Annotated in this window: 20 protein-coding genes and 1 riboswitch; of the genes, 10 read left to right on the top strand and 10 right to left on the bottom strand. The window is 70.2% G+C overall.

Annotated features, from left to right (window positions below):
* Nucleotides 1-11: 11 nt before the first annotated feature.
* Nucleotides 12-147: riboswitch (cobalamin riboswitch) on the bottom strand.
* Nucleotides 148-297: 150 nt separating this feature from the next.
* From cobG to AB0I10_RS29155, 3 genes are read left to right on the top strand one after another with little or no spacing between them, the layout of a single operon-like run.
* Entirely contained in the window at nucleotides 298-1,674 is a 1,377-nt protein-coding gene (cobG, locus tag AB0I10_RS29145) for a precorrin-3B synthase (RefSeq protein WP_363155632.1), read from the top strand.
* Complete coding sequence (locus AB0I10_RS29150; RefSeq protein ID WP_363155633.1) at nucleotides 1,671-2,303, top strand: precorrin-8X methylmutase; 633 nt, start codon at nucleotides 1,671-1,673, stop codon at nucleotides 2,301-2,303. The genes cobG and AB0I10_RS29150 overlap by 4 nt, the downstream gene beginning before the upstream one ends.
* Nucleotides 2,304-2,305: 2 nt before the next feature.
* Complete coding sequence (locus tag AB0I10_RS29155; protein ID WP_363155634.1) at nucleotides 2,306-3,853, top strand: precorrin-2 C(20)-methyltransferase; 1,548 nt, start codon at nucleotides 2,306-2,308, stop codon at nucleotides 3,851-3,853.
* A 92-nt stretch (nucleotides 3,854-3,945) separates the two neighbouring features.
* Here AB0I10_RS29155 and AB0I10_RS29160 read toward each other — a convergent pair whose 3' ends face one another.
* The 3 genes from AB0I10_RS29160 to AB0I10_RS29170 are packed head-to-tail and all read right to left on the bottom strand — an operon-like array spanning nucleotide 3,946 to nucleotide 4,546.
* A complete protein-coding gene (locus AB0I10_RS29160) occupies nucleotides 3,946-4,158 on the bottom strand; it encodes a hypothetical protein (protein WP_363155635.1) in 213 nt (70 codons plus the stop codon).
* Nucleotides 4,159-4,199: 41 nt separating this feature from the next.
* Nucleotides 4,200-4,322: a hypothetical protein gene (locus tag AB0I10_RS29165; RefSeq protein ID WP_363155636.1), complete on the bottom strand. Its 123-nt coding sequence runs from the start codon at nucleotides 4,320-4,322 to the stop codon at nucleotides 4,200-4,202.
* Nucleotides 4,319-4,546 carry a hypothetical protein gene (locus tag AB0I10_RS29170; protein ID WP_363155637.1) on the bottom strand — a complete coding sequence of 76 codons (228 nt, stop codon included), beginning with the start codon at nucleotides 4,544-4,546 and terminating at the stop codon, nucleotides 4,319-4,321. Before AB0I10_RS29170 ends, AB0I10_RS29165 begins: the two co-directional genes overlap by 4 nt.
* 150 nt (nucleotides 4,547-4,696) lie before the next feature.
* Between AB0I10_RS29170 and AB0I10_RS29175 the strand changes: the two genes are divergently transcribed.
* Together AB0I10_RS29175 and AB0I10_RS29180 are read left to right on the top strand one after the other, a co-directional pair.
* Entirely contained in the window at nucleotides 4,697-5,491 is a 795-nt protein-coding gene (locus tag AB0I10_RS29175) for a helix-turn-helix transcriptional regulator (protein WP_363155638.1), read from the top strand.
* Complete coding sequence (locus AB0I10_RS29180; protein WP_363155639.1) at nucleotides 5,484-5,708, top strand: DUF397 domain-containing protein; 225 nt, start codon at nucleotides 5,484-5,486, stop codon at nucleotides 5,706-5,708. Before AB0I10_RS29175 ends, AB0I10_RS29180 begins: the two co-directional genes overlap by 8 nt.
* Before the next feature lie 316 nt (nucleotides 5,709-6,024).
* Here the strand turns inward: AB0I10_RS29180 and AB0I10_RS29185 are convergent, their stop codons facing one another.
* From AB0I10_RS29185 to AB0I10_RS29195, 3 genes are all read right to left on the bottom strand, one after another.
* Nucleotides 6,025-6,552: a hypothetical protein gene (locus AB0I10_RS29185; protein ID WP_363155640.1), complete on the bottom strand. Its 528-nt coding sequence runs from the start codon at nucleotides 6,550-6,552 to the stop codon at nucleotides 6,025-6,027.
* Nucleotides 6,553-6,664: 112 nt separating this feature from the next.
* Nucleotides 6,665-8,359 (bottom strand): alpha/beta hydrolase, encoded by a 1,695-nt coding sequence (locus AB0I10_RS29190; RefSeq protein ID WP_363155641.1) that lies wholly within the window; start codon nucleotides 8,357-8,359, stop codon nucleotides 6,665-6,667.
* Nucleotides 8,360-8,365: 6 nt separating this feature from the next.
* The gene (locus AB0I10_RS29195) at nucleotides 8,366-9,094 is read right to left on the bottom strand and encodes a hypothetical protein (RefSeq protein ID WP_363155642.1); all 729 of its coding nucleotides are present in this window, start codon (nucleotides 9,092-9,094) and stop codon (nucleotides 8,366-8,368) included.
* A gap of 741 nt (nucleotides 9,095-9,835) precedes the next feature.
* On the opposite strand from AB0I10_RS29195, the gene AB0I10_RS29200 reads away from it, so the two are divergent.
* Entirely contained in the window at nucleotides 9,836-10,063 is a 228-nt protein-coding gene (locus AB0I10_RS29200) for a hypothetical protein (RefSeq protein ID WP_363155643.1), read from the top strand.
* A 91-nt stretch (nucleotides 10,064-10,154) separates the two neighbouring features.
* Here the strand turns inward: AB0I10_RS29200 and AB0I10_RS29205 are convergent, their stop codons facing one another.
* Both AB0I10_RS29205 and AB0I10_RS29210 read right to left on the bottom strand, forming a co-directional pair.
* Nucleotides 10,155-11,213 (bottom strand): aldo/keto reductase, encoded by a 1,059-nt coding sequence (locus AB0I10_RS29205; protein ID WP_363155644.1) that lies wholly within the window; start codon nucleotides 11,211-11,213, stop codon nucleotides 10,155-10,157.
* 134 nt (nucleotides 11,214-11,347) lie between these two features.
* Nucleotides 11,348-12,181, bottom strand: coding sequence for a cobalt-precorrin-6A reductase (locus AB0I10_RS29210; protein WP_363155645.1), 834 nt, complete (start codon nucleotides 12,179-12,181; stop codon nucleotides 11,348-11,350).
* Nucleotides 12,182-12,198: 17 nt separating this feature from the next.
* On the opposite strand from AB0I10_RS29210, the gene AB0I10_RS29215 reads away from it, so the two are divergent.
* The gene (locus tag AB0I10_RS29215; RefSeq protein ID WP_363155646.1) at nucleotides 12,199-13,380 is read left to right on the top strand and encodes a cobalt-precorrin-5B (C(1))-methyltransferase; all 1,182 of its coding nucleotides are present in this window, start codon (nucleotides 12,199-12,201) and stop codon (nucleotides 13,378-13,380) included.
* Between the two features lie 146 nt (nucleotides 13,381-13,526).
* Entirely contained in the window at nucleotides 13,527-13,961 is a 435-nt protein-coding gene (locus AB0I10_RS29220) for an ester cyclase (RefSeq protein WP_363155647.1), read from the top strand.
* A gap of 4 nt (nucleotides 13,962-13,965) precedes the next feature.
* Here AB0I10_RS29220 and cobM read toward each other — a convergent pair whose 3' ends face one another.
* Together cobM and cbiE are read right to left on the bottom strand one after the other, a co-directional pair.
* Nucleotides 13,966-14,754, bottom strand: coding sequence for a precorrin-4 C(11)-methyltransferase (cobM, locus tag AB0I10_RS29225; RefSeq protein ID WP_363155648.1), 789 nt, complete (start codon nucleotides 14,752-14,754; stop codon nucleotides 13,966-13,968).
* On the bottom strand, nucleotides 14,751-16,076 hold the full coding sequence (cbiE, locus tag AB0I10_RS29230; protein ID WP_363155649.1) for a precorrin-6y C5,15-methyltransferase (decarboxylating) subunit CbiE: 1,326 nt from the start codon (nucleotides 16,074-16,076) through the stop codon (nucleotides 14,751-14,753). The genes cobM and cbiE overlap by 4 nt, the downstream gene beginning before the upstream one ends.
* 218 nt (nucleotides 16,077-16,294) lie before the next feature.
* Here cbiE and tsaD point away from each other — a divergent pair, with 218 nt between their 5' ends.
* Both tsaD and AB0I10_RS29240 read left to right on the top strand, forming a co-directional pair.
* The gene (gene tsaD, locus AB0I10_RS29235; RefSeq protein ID WP_363155650.1) at nucleotides 16,295-17,413 is read left to right on the top strand and encodes a tRNA (adenosine(37)-N6)-threonylcarbamoyltransferase complex transferase subunit TsaD; all 1,119 of its coding nucleotides are present in this window, start codon (nucleotides 16,295-16,297) and stop codon (nucleotides 17,411-17,413) included.
* A gap of 278 nt (nucleotides 17,414-17,691) precedes the next feature.
* The gene (locus AB0I10_RS29240; RefSeq protein ID WP_363155651.1) at nucleotides 17,692-18,738 is read left to right on the top strand and encodes a cation diffusion facilitator family transporter; all 1,047 of its coding nucleotides are present in this window, start codon (nucleotides 17,692-17,694) and stop codon (nucleotides 18,736-18,738) included.
* Nucleotides 18,739-18,829: the final 91 nt, after the last annotated feature.

An 18,829-nucleotide genomic window follows, 5' to 3' on the forward strand; every position in this document is an offset into this window, starting at 1 on the left:
GTCCGCGCCCCGGGTGGTCGTGTGGACGACGGGAGTTCCTGGCTCACCCGGTGGTGGCCGGGTTCACAGTGGCGGGACCGCGCCGGATTCTCACCGGGCTTCCTCCCTTGGGCACAAGGCCCAGCGCCGTCGCTGGCGTCCGGCGGGCCAGCTGACCCACCGACCTGCATAGTAAGGGCTGGGGGCGGTGCGGGGGAGGGCGCACCTCCAGACCCCGCGCCGGGGGAGCGCAAGGCCGGATCTCCGTCCGCCCGGAGCCCGGATCCGCCGTTCCCCGACGTCGGTATGCTCGCCGCCATGCCGCCATCCCCCGAGCTCAGCCCCCATGGGGCCGAACCGCCCGTACGGGACCGCGGTGACGCCTGCCCGGGAGCGCTGCGGCTGCACTCCGCCGCCGACGGCCGGCTCTCGCGAGTGCGGCTACCCGCCGGTTATTTGACGGCACATCAGGCAACTGCGCTGGCCGACGCCGCGGAGCGGCTCGGCGACGGCCAGCTCTCCCTCACCTCGCGCGGCAACGCGGAGCTCCGCGGCCTCCCGGACGGCTGCGGCCAGGAGCTGGCGGATCTTCTGCGCGCCGCCGGCCTGCTGCCCTCCGCGCGCCATGAACGCATCCGCAACATCCTGGCCTCCCCGCTGGCCTGCCTGGACCATCACACCCACTCTGACGTGCAGTTGTGGGCCCGGCAGCTGGACGCCCTGCTCTGCGCGAGCACGTCCGCGACCGCCCTCTCCGGCCGATTTCTGTTCGTCCTGGACGACGGGCGGGGCGATGTGGCGGCGCTCGGCGGGGATGTGACCTTGGTCGCAGAAGGGGCGAGCGACGGTGCGCCGGGGGGCGCCTCCGGAGGTGGGGCGCTGCTGTACATCGGCGACGATCCGGCGGCGGTGCGGATCGCCGACCCGGACGTACCGCGCGCGGCGCTCGCCACCGCCGAGACGTTCCTGGCCGCCGCGGAGGCGGGCGGCACGGGGGCGTGGCGGGTGCGCGAACTTCCTGCCGGATATGCCCTGAACGCGCGCGATGTGGCGGATGCGTTGCGAGAGGCAGGGGTTGAGGCGGAGTACGTCGGGGCAGAGTGCGTCGGGGCAGAGGACACCTCGGCCGGGCGCGCTCCCGTTCCCCTCCCCGGGATCGTCGAAGGACCCGACGGCCGCCGCGCGCTCTCCGTCCTGGCGCCGCTCGGCCGGCTGACCGTCGCGCAGTGGCGCCTGCTGACCGCCGTTGCCGCCGACGACGGAGCCGGCGAACTGCGGCTCACCCCCTGGCGCGGCGTGGTCATCCCCGGCCTGTCGACCGCCACGGCCGAACCCCGGCTGCGCGAGCTGGCCGCCGCCGGGCTGGTCACCGACCCCGCCTCCCCCTGGCACCGGCTCGGCGCCTGCACCGGCCGCCCCGGCTGCGCCAAGTCCCGCTCGGACGTACGCGCGGACGCCGCGACCGCGGTCACGGCAGGCACACCCGTGCCGGGCACCCTCCCCGCCGCCGTACCCGACATCCCCGTACCCGACATCCCCGTACGGGATCTCCCCCTCTACTGGTCCGGCTGCGAACGCCGCTGCGGACACCCGCACGGCACCTGGATCGACGTCCTGGCAACGTCGGAGGGCTACCAGGTATCCGTCGTCCGGCCGGATGCACCACCGGCAACACAAGAAACGAGGCCACAGTGACCGCGTTCGACTACGAGAAGGACGGGGCGTCGATCTACCGCCAGTCCTTCGCCACCATCCGCGCCGAGGCGGACCTCGCAGGCCTGCCCGCCGACGTCAGCAAGGTCGCGGTCCGGATGATCCACGCCTGCGGCATGGTCGACCTCGTACGCGATCTCGCCTTCACCCCCGAGGTGGCGGCGAACGCCCGTAAGGCGCTGCGCGCCGGCGCGCCGATCCTGTGCGACGCCAACATGGTCGCCAGTGGCGTCACCCGTAAGCGGCTGCCGGCGAACAACGACGTGCTGTGCACCCTCGCCGACCCGACGGTGCCGGACCTGGCGGCCCGTATGGGGACCACCCGGAGCGCCGCCGCGCTGGAGCTGTGGCGGGACCGTATGGAGGGCGCGGTGATCGCGGTCGGCAACGCGCCCACCGCGCTCTTCCGCCTCCTGGAGATGATCGAGGAGGGCGCGCCGCGCCCCGCCGCCGTCATCGGGATCCCCGTCGGCTTCATCGGTGCGGCCGAGTCCAAGGACGCGCTGATCGCCCATCCGTCGAAGCTGGACCACATCGTGGTGCGCGGACGGCGTGGCGGCAGCGCCATGGCCGCGGCCGCGATCAACGCCCTGGCAAGCGAGGAAGAGTAAGCGTGAGCGAGCAGCAGGCAACCAGCGACGGTGGCGCACGGGAGGCGGCCGCTCCGGGCCGGCTGTACGGGGTGGGGCTGGGCCCCGGTGACCCGTCGCTGATGACCGTACGGGCCGTGGAAGTCATAGCCGAGGCCGACGTGGTGGCGTATCACAGCGCCCGGCACGGACGCTCGATCGCCCGCTCCATCGCGGCCCGCCACATCCGCCCCGACCACATCGAAGAGCCGCTGGTCTACCCGATCACGACCGAGACCACCGACCACCCCGGCGGCTACCGGGGCGCGCTCGACGAGTTCTACGAGAAGGCGGCGGCCCGGCTCGCCGCACACCTCGACGCCGGGCGCACAGTAGCGGTCCTCGCCGAGGGCGACCCGCTCTTCTACGGCTCGTACCAGCACATGCACCAGCGGCTCGCGGACCGCTACGACACCGAGGTGATCCCCGGCGTGACGTCGGTGAGCGCCGCCGCGGCCCGGCTCGGCACGCCGCTGGTCGAGGCCGAGGAGGTACTGACGATCCTGCCGGGCACCCTGCCCGAGGAGGAACTGACCGCACGCCTGGCCGCGACCGACTCCGCCGTGGTGATGAAGCTCGGCCGGACCTTCCCCGCCGTGCGGCGGGCGCTGGAGCGCTCCGGGCGGCTGGACGAGGCCCGGTACGTCGAACGCGCCACGATGGAGGGCGAACGCTCCGCCCAACTCTCCTCCGTGGACCCCGAGTCAGTCCCCTACTTCTCCCTCGCAGTCGTCCCGAGCCGCATCGCGAACCCGGCGCCGGAGCCTCCGGAGGACGCCCCCAGGGGGGAGGTGGTGGTCGTCGGCACCGGCCCGGCCGGCCCACTCTGGCTGACCCCCGAGTCACGCGGCGCGCTGGCCGCCGCCGAAGACCTCGTCGGCTACACCACCTACCTCGACCGCGTCCCCGTACGCCCCGGCCAGCTCCGCCACGCCTCCGACAACAAGGTCGAGTCCGAGCGCGCGGAACTCGCCCTCGACCTGGCCCGGCGCGGACGGCGGGTGGCCGTGGTCTCCGGCGGCGACCCGGGAGTCTTCGCCATGGCCACCGCCGTCCTCGAAGTGGCCTCCCGATCCCCCTACCGCTCCGTCCCCGTACGGGTCCTCCCCGGCGTCACCGCCGCCAATGCCGCCGCGGCCCGCGCGGGCGCCCCGCTCGGCCACGACTACGCGGTCATCTCGCTCTCCGACCGCCTCAAGCCCTGGGAGGTCATCGCCGAACGCCTTCGGGCCGCCGCCACCGCTGATATGGCCATGGCGCTCTACAACCCCGGCTCCCGCAGCCGCACCTGGCAGGTCGGCAAGGCCCGCGAACTCCTCCTGGAACACCGCGCACCCGACACCCCGGTGGTCCTCGGCCGCGACATCGGCGGCCCCGAGGAATCCGTACGCACCGTCCGCCTCGCCGACCTCGACCCCACCCAGGTCGACATGCGCACGATCCTGCTGGTCGGCTCGTCCCAGACGCAGGCGGTACGCCGCGACGACGGCACGGAGGTCGTGTGGACGCCGCGGCGGTATCCGGAGGGGTGAGGGAGGCCGCTGGGGTCTGTCCGATGGGGCAGGCCCTAGGGTCTGTCCGATGGGTCAGGGTCGGGAAGGGCCGCGGACCCATCGGACAGGCCCTAGCTGTGGGGCGGAGCCGTCCGGTGTCCGACCGCCGGATCGGTCATGATCGCGTTGAAGTACAGAAACGCCGACAACTCATAGCCCGAATCCCCGGTCGCCCCGGCGTGCTTCAGACACCACAGCTGAGCGTCGTCCGGGTCGGCCGTGTCCGGGGAACGCTCCTGGCACGACAGGCACTTGCCGACGTAGCGCACGGGCATGGCGGGCATGGTCGACAACGTCCACTCGACGAACCGCGACCGCTCGCTCCTCACACGCTCACCTCCATGCCGTGGTTCAGCTCGTGTGCGATGAGGTAGGGGCGGACGAGTTTGGTGTCTTCGCCCCGCACCATGGGGAACGGCTCGAAGAGTTTCGCGACAACTCGGATCACGCCGTCCACTCCGTCTGACTGACGGCCGCGCCCTTCGTGATGACGTCCGCAAGCGCGTGCACCACCGGGGCGGAGACCTGCCCCAGGTTCACGAACCCGTACTTCGGCGGACGCTCGAACCCGCCCGGCGTGATGTCCATGGCGGGAAACTGAATGCCCGCCTTCCTGAGGGCAGCGGCCAGCGCATCACGCGCCACCTCCGCCTCCCGGATCTTCGATGACATCCGATGCACTCCCCATACGTCATACGTCTTGCTGCCCGGCTGGTTTCGACCGGATCGTTTCGCTGTTCAGGAACAGAGTTGGGCAGCAGTGCGTAGAGTCGCCAGTAGGTGCAGGGTGACAAAGCCTTTGTCACATAGGGGAGTTAACCCATGGGCAGTGCTTACGGCGACTGGCTCCGGCAGAAGCGCGAGGACGCTGACCTGACCCAGCAGGAACTGGCCGATGCGGCGGTGATGACCAGATCGCACATCGCGCACATCGAGGCGGGGCGCCGGATCCCGTCCAAGGAGGACGCGCGGCGGCTGGACAAGGCTCTGAACACGGGGAATGTGCTCAGTAGCTTTCTGCCGAAGGACGACACGGCGGTAGCCGACCGGTTCGCGGACGCGCTGAAACTTGAGCAACAGGCCACGAGGATCCAGGAGTTCGCGGGCTCTCTCGTGCCAGGAATCTTCCAGACGGAAAAGTACACGCGCGCGGTCATGCGTACCGCCTTCCCTCCGTGGAGTGAGAAGGAATGTGACAGGCTCGTTGTCACACGGCTTGAGCGCGCGAAGATCCTCACCGACCCGGTGACGCCCGTCGTGTGGGTGCTGTTGGACGAGGCCGTGCTGCGCCGGCCGGTCGGCGGCCCGGACGTCATGGCGGAACAGATCATGCACATCGTCCACCTGGTTGAGGACGAGCGGGTGCGGGTTCATGTGCTGCCGCTCGGCCTGGGCTCTCATCCGCTCATGTCCGGGTTGCTGACGCTGATGTGGTTCGAGGACCAGCCCCCGGCGGCCTATTCCGAGGGACTGTCCGTCGGCAAGGTGCATGATTCCCCGGCCGCGGTCCAACGGTTGCAGGGTCTCTATGCTCTCGCACTGGGCGATGCGTTGCCGCTGAAGGAGTCACTCGCCCTCATGAGGGCCACAGCGAAGGAATACGGACACCATGACTGAGCAGCACGCCATACCGAGCGCCGCCGCGCTGAGCGGCTGGCGCAAGTCGTCGTACAGCGACAACGAAGGAGCCAGCTGCGTCGAGGTCCTGGACGGCCACCCGACCGGCGTCCCCGTCCGCGACTCCAAGTCCCCTAACGGCCCCGCCCTGATCTTCCCGGCCGTCAGCTGGTCGTCCTTCGTCACCGCCGTCAAAAACGGCCAGCTCTCCGCCTGATCCGACCCACGCGCACACGGCCCGGGAGAATTCAGGGTTCCCCCGGGCCCGATATGACCACCGGCGATACCTCCAATGCCGCCCCGATCGCCGTGACATGCGGCCGCTCTCCCGGGTGAGTTGCCTGTATTCCATCTAGAACCTTCACGAAGTCCGCGCCGCCCCGCTTTCCACGTTCCTCTCCCGCAACAGACGCATCGGTGCCGGCGCAGCACTGCGTCAGGCAGGGCAACTCCTCTACGCCCGATGGGTGCTGTGGACCCGGATTCTCGGCGCCATGATCAGCGCGTACCGCCGAGCCGCCAGGTCTCGGAGGTCAGCCGAATGGGTTGGAGTCGGTATGGCGTGTGGCGTAGGGGAGCTGCTCCACCACCTGCGGCTCTATCGGGGCGTGGGTGTACTCGTCGATTTTTGTATCTTGGGGCGCTTGGTAGGACGGTGAGGTGACGGTGAAGCCGATCAGATCCTTCCGCGATGCGCTCGGGCGGTGGTTCGCGTTCTTGCGTTCGCTCCTGATCAGCAGCTCGGCGACAACCTTGTATCCGGACTTCTTGTGCACGGCCCGAAGTTGGGGCTGCTTGGCCTCGGAGTTCGCCGGTTCGTAACTCTCGATCTCCCAGCCTGCCGCAGGCATCTTGTCGACGAGATTTTTCATGCCACGGCGCAGCTCATCGGGTGAGGCATTGTTGATCGCCCAGGGGTCACGCGTGTAGAAGGTGTTCTCCGCTCTGTCGATGGTCAGGATGAGAGCGCCGGGCGAGCCCTTCTGGTCGCGAACGGCGGTGAGTTCGAGGAGGCCGTGAGAGATCTCGGCGGCCGTCTGTTCTGCCGCTTCGGGCTTCATGGTCTGCAGGTCCTCCGAGCCGAACAGTGAGCATCCAGTGAGCAATAGGGCAAGCAGGAGACCGCACACCAGTCGTGGTGCGGGAAACCTGCGTCGGTAGCGTTGAAGCGCCTCATTCATCACGTGACACCTCGTCATAGTTGCCGGCGATCACGCGGGATTGGTTGCGGAGGCTTTCCGAGTTGTCATCCCAGTAGTCGCCATGTCCACTGGTGTCGGTCTCCATCTGGTTCGCGCCGAACGCGTCATCGGTAGGCGTTATCCATTCAGGGCCCGTCAAGTGTCCCTCCGGGAACCCGTGGTAGGGGGCACCGAGGCCGGGAACGAAGTCATTGTCAGCTTCCTCGGCCCAGACGTGGTCCGCACCAACATCCAGCTGGTCGGCGTGGTGGACCTGCATTCCGGGGCTGCCGGCGACCACGATGTCGTCGGCGTTGAGGTCTCCCTGCCGTGCTGCCGAGCCGATCACCACGGACCCGTAGCTGTGGCCGACCACCGTCGTATGGCTGGGTGAGTCGCCGTCGTGGGTGGCGCGGGTGCCGTCGACGAATTGATTCAGGAGCGGCCCGCCGTCGTTCGCCTTCTCGCTCTCCGTGGCGTCACCCGTGAGATCCTGGGGTGCTTCGTAGCCAAGCCAGGTGACGGTCGAGACGCTCTGCCCGTCGCTCTGTTTCGCGCTCTCCCGCCATAGTGCGTCGGAGCGCTCAAGGTCCGTTCCGATCTCGGGAAGGTTGGTCTTGGTACCAGGGACGTAGACGGCGGTGTGGTCGGCAGTGTCCGGATTGCCGCGGGCGACGATCGCGCGGCCGATCCCCTTGTCATCGAAGCCGAGGAGATACCCCTCTGGCAGGCCCTTCTTGCCACCCTTGTCCAAATTCGACTGGATGGCGTTAGTGCCGTCGGAAAGCCCTTGAAGCGATTGCCGTTTCTCGTCCCATTCTTCCCACTCCGGGTTCGGTATCTGCCGACCCGGGATGTCGCCCAACAACCTCTGCGGCTCTTCCTGGAGGTGCTGGTTGAGCTTCATCTGCGCGTCGGCATGGGACTGACGCAGGCGGCCGCGATTGGCCTCGTCCCGGACGTCTGAGGGGATTCCGTCAAGCGCGCCAATTTCCCCCGGGTAGAGGGCCTGGTACTCCTGCCGCTCCTCGTAGCTGAGACCACGCCACCAGGAATTGACATCCTTGGGATTCGTTCCCTTCTTGGGAATGGAGTCCAGCCCCAGACCATCGCCGGCGGCCTCCCTGACCGCCTTCGAGTCGCGGGCCGCGTCGAGCCACATGCGGTCGTCGATTGTCAGTCCGCGGCCTGTTTGGAGGCGGTTGAGGGTGCTTGCGTACTCCTGATCGATCTCGTTGGCCCTCTTCACCGCTTGGGTGATCTGGTCCTGGATCTCCAGGACCCAGTGGACATTGGGGTCCGGGTCGGAGGCTCCGATCGCGTCGGGGTCGGCGGTGTATTCGACGGTGCCGTCCTCATGCACCGTGTACTTGCGGGACTCGGCCTCCTCCAGTGCCTCGATGAGCTTGCGGCGCTCGGCCGCCAGCTCGGTCGCTGCGCCGTCCAGGGCTGTGCGGATGAGGCTGCTCTGCTGGGCGGCGTACTGGAAGTTCTGCCCCAGTCTGTCCATGCGGCCCTGTGCGACGTCGGCGTCGTGACCCTTCCAGGAGCCCTGGAGAGGGCGGCGCATCGCGGAATCGACCAAGTCCATGTAATTCGAGCAGCGGCTCATCATGACGCCCCACTCCTCACTGGCCCCATGGCTGGGCTCGGGCTTGTAGTTCTGCAGCTGACGCATCGTGACCATGGGGCATCATCCGAACGTGTTGGGACGGGAGATCGACCTGCCGAGAGAGCCCTCTGAGCCTGGGCCGCCTTCTACGGAGGGAATGCTGCTCTCCGGGCGTGGGCCTGGGCCGCCTTCTACGGAGGGGATGCCAATGTCCTGGCGCGGGCGCGGGCCGCCTTCTACGGAGGGGATGCCAATGTCCTGGCTCAGACCTGGGCCACCCTCTACGGAGGGGATGCTGCTCTCCGGGCGCGGGCGCGGGCCGCCTTCTACGGAGGGGATACCGATGTCCTGGCGCGAACCTGAGCCACCCTCTACGGAGGGAATGCGAATGGCCTCGCGCGGGTCCTGGTACACGCCTCCAGCGGCTGGCTTGGCATTCTGCATCTCGTCGGCCGTCCATTCCTCACGCGTACGGATCGGCGTGGCGGAATTGTCGGAACCGATGAGGCCGGGATCCATGGCGGTATGGGCGGGCCTGGTGTGGACCTGCCCCGAGCCCCCGTCGATTCCGGACGCTGGTGCGCTGAAGCTTTGCGCGACCGCTTCGTCATTACTCTCATGGCTTTTTGCGGTGGCCTTGAGGAGCTCGGAGATCTCGCCGCTCTCTTTGCCTATGTCGTCCAGACGCCCCATCCAGGATTCAAGGACCACCTGGACTTGCGTGAGGTAGGTGAATCCCTGGCCACTGGCCATAATTCCGTGGTGTCCGGATTCCAGCTGTTTGCGTCCCGTGCCCATCTCGGACTTCATGTCTGAGGCGGGTGCTGCTGCCGCGCGCAACGCTCTCGGATCTATGTCTGTGGTGCCGCTCACTGTTCTCTTTTCCCCCGTGGTGAAGCTGCTGTGCGAGTTCCGGTGCCAAAAAGTCAAACCCTTCAGGGGAACCCGAGAGCAGCACGCATCGTCGGAGCCCCCCAGAGTTTGACGACCGTTCAGCATACGTGAGGCCCGCAGACAAGTGCATAAGATCCGGTTACGCCTATGCCTACAAAAGAGACGAAGTAGCCCGCATCACAAGCCAATTAAGGCCTGCGGGGAGCGTGCGGGGCTTGATCTCGCGGGTGTCATCGCGGCCGTACAGCCCCGGACCCGCTCAGAGGCGACCGCACCTCACCCTCCCCGACCCCCTCTTTCCCGTGCCGGCTTGACGTCCATCACCGATCTGGTGGAACGCGGCGGCCTCCGCGTCTCAGTCCGCCAGGGCCCGACGACTCCGCACAGACGGGACGGCCATAGCTCGTGTCCTCCGCCGACCGCGTCAGTTATTTCCCTGACACTTGTCACCGCCAGCCGATGGAGTTTGGCGGCCGGCAACGCACGGACCAAAGCCTCGGCTTCGCATTTTTGTTCGGCCGCCCCAACTCTCTTTGTCGGAATGTGCGATGACAACGCCACTTACCACACATTGGTCGCGGTCAGCTTGCGCGGGCAACTGGAATATTTCGCAGGGGCCTTGGCAGACCGGTCGGGACAAGAACGGAGCAAATAAGCATGGAAATGGCAGAACGCCGTCCAGCCACCGGAGAGATCAGGGAAGCCCAGAAGGCTCATGACGAACTTCGTGCTGCCTTGAAAGGGGTGGGAATCACCCTGCCGTCCTTGTCCCTTGACCCGGTCTCGCTGGCCGGCGACACGCCCCGGCCGCTCGTGGAACTGGGCCGCTGCGCACCCGACGTCGCGCGCCGGCTCGCGGAAGTGCTGCGGGAATGCCCGCGGTGAATAAGGTGAATGAGGTGAGCGGGATAGGCGGCGGCAGCGGACGCCGCGCAGAAACGTTGCGTGCTGCTGTTCGCCGCGGCGGCGGTCCGGCCTAGCGGATCTCGGTCGTCGTGCGGCGGTACGTGGAGCGACGGTCCTCGATGTCGGGCCAGCGGTCGCCGTAGACGTTCTCCTTGATTCCCGGTTCCGCCAGGAAGTCGTGCGGGAATCCGAGCGGTACCGCGCTGACCTCGTCGAGCCGTGCGACGGCAGCGGCGTCGAGCTGGACGTCGACGCTGGCGAGATTGTCCGCGAGCTGGCTTTCCTTCGTGGCGGCGATGATCGGGATGATGTTGCCGGGCCGGTCGCGGAGCCAGGCCAGCGCTACCTGCGCCGGGCTCCAGCCACCCTGCTCGGCGATCTCCAGCACCGCGGTGATGACCTCGTCCTCATGGTGATCGGCCGTGCCGTTGAAGCCTTCGGAGTCCAGTCGGCCCGTCTCGCCGCGGCGGTACTTGCCGGTGAGCTTGCCGGCCGCGAGCGGGGCCCAGGCCAGCACCGCGAGGTCGAAGGCGCGGGCCTGCGGGAGCAGTTCGCGCTCCGGCGTGCGCTCCAGCAGGTTGTAGCGCAGCTGCGAGCCCGCGAAGGAGGTCCAGCCCCGCAGGTCGGCGAGCGTGTTCGCCTGCGCGATCTCCCAGGCGGGCCAGTCGGAAACCCCGACGTAGAGCACCTTTCCGGTACGTACGAGGTCGTCCAGCGCCCGCATGACCTCCTCGACCGGGGTGAAGTTGTCCCGCGCGTGCACCCACAGGACGTCCAGGCGGTCGGTACGCAGCCGGGCGAGGCTGGCCTCCACCGACTGGACCAGGTTCTTGCGGTGGTTGCCGCCCGAGTTCACATCGCCCTTGCGGGTCGCGCAGGTGTATTTGCTGGCCAGTACGAAGCCGTCCCGGCGGCCTTCGAGCAGTTCGCCGAGGATCCGCTCCGAGCTGCCCGCGGTGTAGTTGTTGGCGGTGTCGATGAAGTTGCCGCCCGCGTCCGCGTAGGCGTCGAGGATCCGGGCGCTGGTTTCCTTGGGGGCGCCCCACCCCCAGTCGTTGCCGATGGTCATCGCACCGAGGCTCAGCTCACTCACCCGCAGGCCGGTCTTGCCGAACAGTGTGTATCGCACGAGGTGTTCCTGTTCCTCTTCGGTCGGGGGCATGTGACGACAGGTCAGCTCTGTCGCCGTGCGTCCGACGTTATGAGGTGGAGTGCGCTCCAAGGCAAGGCCAGGGCGAGTTCAAGGCACTCGTCCGCGGGCGGTCAGCTCACCGCATGGCGCAGCAGCCAGTTCACTGCCTCCGCCGGGTCCGCCGCGAGCGGTACGCCCTCCGGGACCGGTGGGCGGCGGACGACCACGACCGGGAGGCCCGCCTCGCGCGCGGCCGTCAGTTTTGCGGCGGTCGCGGCGGCGCCGCTGTCCTTGGTGACCAGGACGTCGATGCGGTGGCGTCGGAGGAGGTCCCGCTCGCCCTCCAGGGTGAAGGGGCCGCGGTCGAGGAGGGTCCGCATCTGGGGCGGATGCGGTGGCTCGGGGGCGTCCACGGAGCGTACGAGGAACCAGAGGTCGGTGAGGTGGGCGAAGTGGGAGAGGCCCATTCGGCCGGTGGTGAGGAAGATGCGGGTGCCGAGGGCGGGGAGGGCGGCGGCGGCCTCGTCCAAGGAGGCGACCGGGTGCCAGGTGTCGTCCGGGCCCGGTACCCAGCCGGGACGGCGGAGGGCGAGCAGGGGAACATGGGCGGTGGCGGCGGCCTGTGCCGCGTTGAAACTGATCGTGCCGGCGAAAGGATGGGTGGCGTCGATGAGCGCGTCCACCGCGTGCTCGCGCAGCCAGCGGGCGAGGCCCTCGGGGCCGCCGAACCCTCCGATGCGGACCTCCCCGGCGGGCAGCCGGGGCGCGGCGACGCGGCCGGCGAGCGATGTGGTGACGCGGAGGCGCGGTGGGGGTACCCCCTGCTCGAACAGAGTTGAGAGCTTGGGGGATGGTGCGCTCGCCGTCAGTTCGGCGGCCAGGCGGCGGGCCTCGGTCGTGCCCCCGAGGATCAGCACGTGGACAGGGCCATCGGCGGGTCCCGCCGGGCGGGCGTCGTCGGTCATCGGCTGCGGGTCCTCCCATGGCTGAAGCGCAACCGAAGGGTACGGGAGGCACGAAAGACGCCGGGGGCGCGGGAGCCGCGGGCGGCCGCAGCGCGCAGCTCGCGCACACCGGGCTGCGGCACGGCTGGACGACCGGCGCCTGTGCGACCGCGGCGAGCACGGCGGCGTACACCGCCCTCCTGAGCGGCAATTTCCCGGATCCGGTGACGATCACCCTGCCCAAGGGGCAGACGCCGTCGTTCGCGCTCGCGGTGGAGGAGCTGGCGGCGGGGCGGACCAGCGCGATGGCGGGCGTGGTGAAGGACGCGGGTGATGATCCGGATGTGACGCATGGTGCGCTGATCCGCTCGACGGTGCGGGTGCTGCCGGCCGGCTCCGGAGTCGTCTTCAAGGCGGGGCCGGGGGTCGGCACCGTCACCCGGCCCGGACTGCCGCTGGACGTCGGCGAGCCGGCGATCAACCCGGTGCCGCGGCAGCTGATCCGCGACCACCTCGCGCAGGTCGCGGCCCGGTACGGCGGCAGCGGGGACGTCGAGGTCGAGATCTCGGTCGATCACGGTGAGGAGATCGCCCGCAGTACGTGGAATCCGCGGCTGGGCATCCTGGGCGGGCTGTCCATTCTGGGGACCACGGGGATCGTGGTGCCGTACTCCTGCTCGGCGTGGATCGACTCCATCCGGCGGGGTGTCGATGTGGCACGTGCGGCCGGACGGCGTCATGTGGCGGGCTGTACGGGCTCCACGTCGGAGAAGGTCGCCGTCGCCGTGCACAAGCTCCCCGACGACGCGCTGCTGGACATGGGGGACTTCGCGGGGGCGGTGCTCAAGTACATCCGCCGTCATCCCGTCGAGCGGCTCACCATCTGCGGCGGGTTCGCCAAGCTGTCCAAGCTGGCGGCCGGGCATCTGGATCTGCACTCCGCGCGGTCCCAGGTGAACAAGGAATTCCTCGCCGCACTGGCCCGGCGCGGCGGCGCGGACGAGACGCTGGCGACGGCGGTGGCCGAGGCCAACACCGGCCTCGCCGCGCTCCAGTTGTGCGCCGCGGCCGGCGTCCCGCTCGGCGATCTGGTGGCCGCCACGGCCCGCGACGAGGCGCTCGCCGTACTGCGCGGGGCGCCGGTCGCGGTCGACGTCATCTGCATCGACCGGGCGGGGATGGTGGTGGGGCGGGCGGAGCCGCGGGGGCCGGGGACGTAGGGCTTCCTCGTCCGGCCACGGCGTGCGTCGGAGTGAACGGCCGTGGTGGGGTGGCGCGGCGGGGGACGGTCCGCGACCTCGACGGGCGACGATTCACACCGTATGTGCCGTTCAGGCCACACGTCGTGAGCACACGGAGGGTTCCCGTGACCGTCGAGGAGAACAAGCGGCTGGTCCGCCGCTTCTACCAGGAGATCGACGAGGGCAACGTCGACGCCATGGACGAACTCGTGGCCGAGGACTACAAGGACCACTCGCCGCCACCGTTCCCGGGATTCGCAGACGGCCGCGAGGGGATCAAGCAGGCGATCCGGCTGTTCTGGGAGGCCACACCCGGGACCCACGACATCGAGGACCAGATCGCGGAGGGCGACAAGGTCGTGACCCGGCTGACGGCCCGTGGGGTGCACGAGAAGGACCTGCCCGGAATCCCTGCCACCGGTAAGTCGGTGACGATGACGGGGACCGTGATCCATCGCATCGAGGACGGCAGGCTCGCCGAGAAGTGGTCGGACAAGGATCTCCTCGGCCTGATGCAGCAACTCGGTGTCATCCCGACGCCGGACGAGGCGGCGGGGTAGCGCTCTAGGCGTTTCCCGAGCCTGCCTCCTCCGGCGCGTCGCACGGCGCATGCGGCCGTTCGCGGTCCGAAGAGTAGAGGTGGCTGTCGCGGAACTGCTCGGCGCCGAGGGTGCGGCCGACCATGATGACGGCCGTACGGACGACACCGGCGGCCTTCACCTGGTCCGCGATGTCGGCGAGGGTGCCGCGCAGCACCAGTTCGTCCGGGCGGGAGGCCATCGCGACGACGGCGGCCGGGCAGTCGGCGCCGTAGTGCGGGAGGAGTTCGTCGACGACGCGGTCGACGTACATGGCGGCCAGGTGCAGTACGAGCAGCGCGCCGCTGCGGCCCAGGGTGGCGAGGTCCTCGCCCTCGGGCATGGGGGTGGCGCGCTGGGCGACACGGGTGAGGATGACGGTCTGGCCGACGGTGGGAACGGTCAGCTCGCGCTTGAGGGCGGCGGCAGCGGCAGCGAAGGCCGGGACGCCGGGCACGACCTCGTAGGGCACTCCGGCCGCGTCCAGGCGCCGCATCTGCTCGGCGACCGCGCTGAAGACGGACGGGTCGCCGGAGTGCAGGCGGGCGACGTCGTGGCCCTCCCGATGGGCGCGGACCAGCTCGGCGGTGATGGTGTCGAGGTCCAGCTGCGCGGTGTCGATGAGCCGGGCGCCGGGCGGGCACTCGGCGAGCAGTTCGCGCGGCACGAGACTGCCGGCGTACAGGCAGACCCCGCAGGCGGCGAGGGTACGGGCGCCGCGCACGGTGATCAGGTCGGCCGCACCGGGTCCCGCGCCGATGAAGTGGACGGTCATGGTTGTCGAGGCTCCTGGGATAGGGCGGACGGGGACGACGGGGGCTTGGCCGCCGCCCATTGCGTGACCGGCATCGCCTGCCGCCAGCCGGTGAAGCCGCCGACCGGCACCGCGTGCGCGACCGCCAGCCGGACCAGTTCGCCGCCGTGCCGCCGGTACCAGTCGGCGAGCAGCGCCTCGGACTCCAGCGTCACCGTGTTGGCGACGATCCGGCCGCCCGGCGGCAGCGCCTCCCAGCACGCGGCCAGCAGGCCGGGAGCGGTCAGGCCGCCGCCGATGAAGACCGCGTCCGGCGTCGGCAGGCCGTCCAGCGCGGCGGGCGCGGGACCGTGCACGACGCGCAGCGACGGTACGCCGAGCGCGCGCGCGTTACGGCCGATCCGCTCGGCCCGTACGGGATCGCGTTCGACGGTGACGGCCCGGCAACTGCGGTGCGCGCGCAGCCACTCGATCGCGATGGAGCCGGAGCCGCCGCCGATGTCCCACAGCAGTTCGCCGGGTGCGGGCGCGAGAGCGGCGAGGGTGGCGGCGCGGACATGGCGCTTGGTGAGCTGGCCGTCGTTCTCGTAGGCCGCGTCGGGCAGTCCGGGCACGGCCGACAGCCGCAGCGCGCCGGGCTCGCGGGCGCAGTCGAGGGCGATGACGTTCAGCGGGTCGGCGGGCGGCAGCGCCCAGTCGGCCGCGGTGCCCTCGGCCACCGACTCCCGGTCCCCGCCGAGCTGTTCGAGGACCCGCATCCGGGTCGGGCCGAAGCCGTGTGCGCGCAGCAGCGCGGCGACCTCGGCCGGGGTGCCGGCACCTGCCGACAGCACCAGCAGCCGTCGGCCGTCGTGCAGCGCCGCGGCCAGATTCTCGGCGGGCCGTCCGACCAGCGTGATGACCTCGGTGTCCTCCACGGGCCAGCCGAGCCGGGCGCAGGCGTAGGAGACGGAGGAGGGGTGCGGGAGCACGCGGAGCGGCAGGCCGGGCGCCGTCCCCTCGCTCGCCGTCCCCGTCCCCTCGCTCGCGATCGTCTCGCTCGCCATCGTCTCCGTCAGCGTCCGTCCGATCCCGTAGAACATCGGGTCGCCGCTGGCCAGTACGCAGATCCGGCGACCGGCGTGCGCGGCGAGCAGCCCGGGTACGGCGGGTCGGAGCGGCGAGGGCCACGGGACGCGCTCGCCGGCGCACTCGGCGGGCAGCAGGGCGAGCTGGCGCGGGCCGCCGATCAGCGCCTCGGCCTCGCGCAGCACCTGCTGGGAGACGGCGGGCAGTCCGCCCCAGCCGTCGGCCCCGATGCCGACGACGGTGAGCGGGTGCGGAAGCGATGATGCGGGGCTCACTGCCGAGTACCTCAGAGGTCGGGAGGGGACGGACGGGGGACGGGGACGGGGACGGGGACGGCAGCCGAACTCTACTTACCGGGTGGTCGGCTCCCTCGCCGGGGGAGGAAGCCGACCACCCTTCTTGGCACCCTCCACCGCTTCTTGCATATAGGTTGCAATAAGGATTGAGGGGCAAGTAGGCAAGAAGGCAAGAACCAGAGGAGGAACGGTCCGCTGTGGGCTCACCGGTGGTGCTGGGGATCGAATCGTCCTGCGACGAGACGGGCGCGGGCCTGGTGCGGGACGGCCGGCTGCTCGGCCAGGCCCTCGCGTCGAGCATGGATGAGCACGCCCGGTTCGGCGGGGTGGTGCCGGAGATCGCCGCCCGTGCGCATGTGCACGCCCTGACCCCCGTCGTACGCGGCGCGCTCGCCGACGCGGGGCTGCGGGCCGCCGACATCGGCGCGGTCGCGGTGACGACCGGGCCGGGGCTGTCCGGCGCGCTCCAGGTGGGACTGGCCGGCGCGAAGGGCCTGGCGTACGCGCTCGGCGTCCCGCTGTACGGCGTCCACCACCTGGCCGGTCATGTCGCCGCCGACACCCTCGAACACGGTCCGCTGCCCGACCCGTGCGTGGTGCTGATCGTCTCCGGCGGCCACACCTCGCTGCTGCTCGTACGCGACCTGGCCCGCGACCCGATCACCCACCTCGGCGACACGCTGGACGACGCCGCGGGCGAGTGTTTCGACAAGGTCGCCCGGGTCTTCGGGCTGCCGTATCCCGGCGGCCCGGCCATCGACCGGACAGCGCGCGAGGGGGATCCGCGCGCTGTCCCCTTTCCCCGCCCGCTCACCACGGGCCCGCCCGGGAACCGGTTCACCTTCTCCTTCTCGGGCCTGAAGACGGCCGGAGCCCGCTGGGCGGAGGCCCATCGCGCCGCGGGCCGGCCGCTGCCCCTCGCCGACGGCGCGGCCTCGCTCCAGGAGGCCGTCGCCGATGTCCTGACCCGTAAGGCGGTGGCCGCCTGCGCCGAGCACGGCGTGCGGACCCTGGTCGTGGTCGGCGGTGTGGCGGCCAACTCCCGGGTACGTTCCCTGGCCGAGGAACGCTGCGCCGCGGCCGGCATCACGCTGCGCGTACCGCCGCTGCGGCTGTGCACCGACAACGGCGCGATGATCGCCGCGGTCGGCGACCTCCTGGTCCGCGCCGGTGCGGAGCCCGCCCCGCTGGACGTCTCGATCGACCCGTCGGCGCCGCTGGAGTACGCGGCGCTGCATCCGGTGGCGCGGGGCGGGGCAAGGCCGGTCGGGGCGCGGCCGGGTGGGGCAGGGCCGGTCGGGGCGCGGGGCGCCTGAAGGCTCGTTGAAGGCCTGTGCCACGTCCCCGCCCCTGTCCCCGCCCCCGTACCGCGAGATGTGTGCACGCATCCCAGGTTCGCGACTGTCACTCTCAACTATCAAGCGTGTACGGACGGTTACACCTCTGTCCACCCCTCGTGCGCCCTCCGGACACACCGCTCTGACCAGGGGCGATAGCCCGTTCGACGGTAATGACAACGGTCACCGGTGCAGCCTTTGGATCTTTCGGGGAAGTGCGGTTTGCTTCGCAGCGACGACCCAGGAAGGAGCGCGCCATGACCGAGCACGCCCACGGGAACGACGGGGCCGAGGCCCACGCGGAAGACCGCGCGCACAACCACTCGCACGGCCACCAGCACGCCGTCTCCCCGGACGCCGACCGGCGCTGGCTGCGCGCCGCGCTCATCCTGATCACCGCCTACATGGCGGTCGAGGTCGTCATCGGTGTCATGGCCCAGTCCCTGGCACTCATCTCGGACGCCGCCCACATGCTCACCGACGCGGTCTCGATCGTGCTGGCGCTGATCGCGATGCGGCTGGCCGCGCGGCCGGCGCGCGGCGGCTACACCTACGGTCTCAAGCGCGCCGAGATCCTCTCCGCGCAGGCCAACGGCATCACGTTGCTGCTGCTGTCCGCCTGGCTGGCGTACGAGGCGGTCGAGCGGCTGATCGCGCCGCCCGAGGTCACCGGCGGACTGGTGGTGATCACCGCACTGTCCGGGATCGTGGTGAACCTCATCTGCACCTGGTTCCTGTCCAGGGCGAACCGCTCCAGCCTGAACGTCGAGGGCGCCTACCAGCACATCCTCACCGACCTGTTCGGCTTCATCGCCACCGCCGTCTCCGGCTTCATCGTGCTGACCACCGGCTTCGAACGGGCCGACGCGATCGCCACGCTCGTGGTCGTCGCGCTGATGCTGAAGGCCGGCACCGGCCTGGTCCGCGAGTCCGGCCGGATCTTCATGGAGGCCGCGCCGGCCGGCGTCGACCCGGACGCGCTGGGCGACCACCTCGTCTCCGCCGACCAGGTCGTCGAGGTCCACGACCTGCACATCTGGCAGATCACTTCCGGGCAGCCCGCACTGTCCGCGCACATCCTGGTCGCGCCGGCCGGCGACTGCCACAAGGTCCGCCGCAGCCTCCAGCAGCTGCTGAGCACGGAGTACGGCATCACGCACGCCACCCTCCAGGTCGACCACGTCGGCGAGCAGGGCTCCCCCGACGAGGTCCTCACCCTGGGCACCGGCCCCGAGCCGCAGCCCGCCAACCACTGCGAGGACACCCACGGCCCGGTCCACCGGCCGGGACCGCACCGGCACTAGGTGTGTTGTCCGGACAGGTTGGTGACGCGGCTGGCTGGCGTGAGGCCGTGGATGCCGGTGTGGGGTCGGTGGTAGTTGTACCAGTGCAGCC

Source organism: Streptomyces sp. NPDC050636 (assembly GCF_040654775.1).
GTDB lineage: Bacteria > Actinomycetota > Actinomycetes > Streptomycetales > Streptomycetaceae > Streptomyces.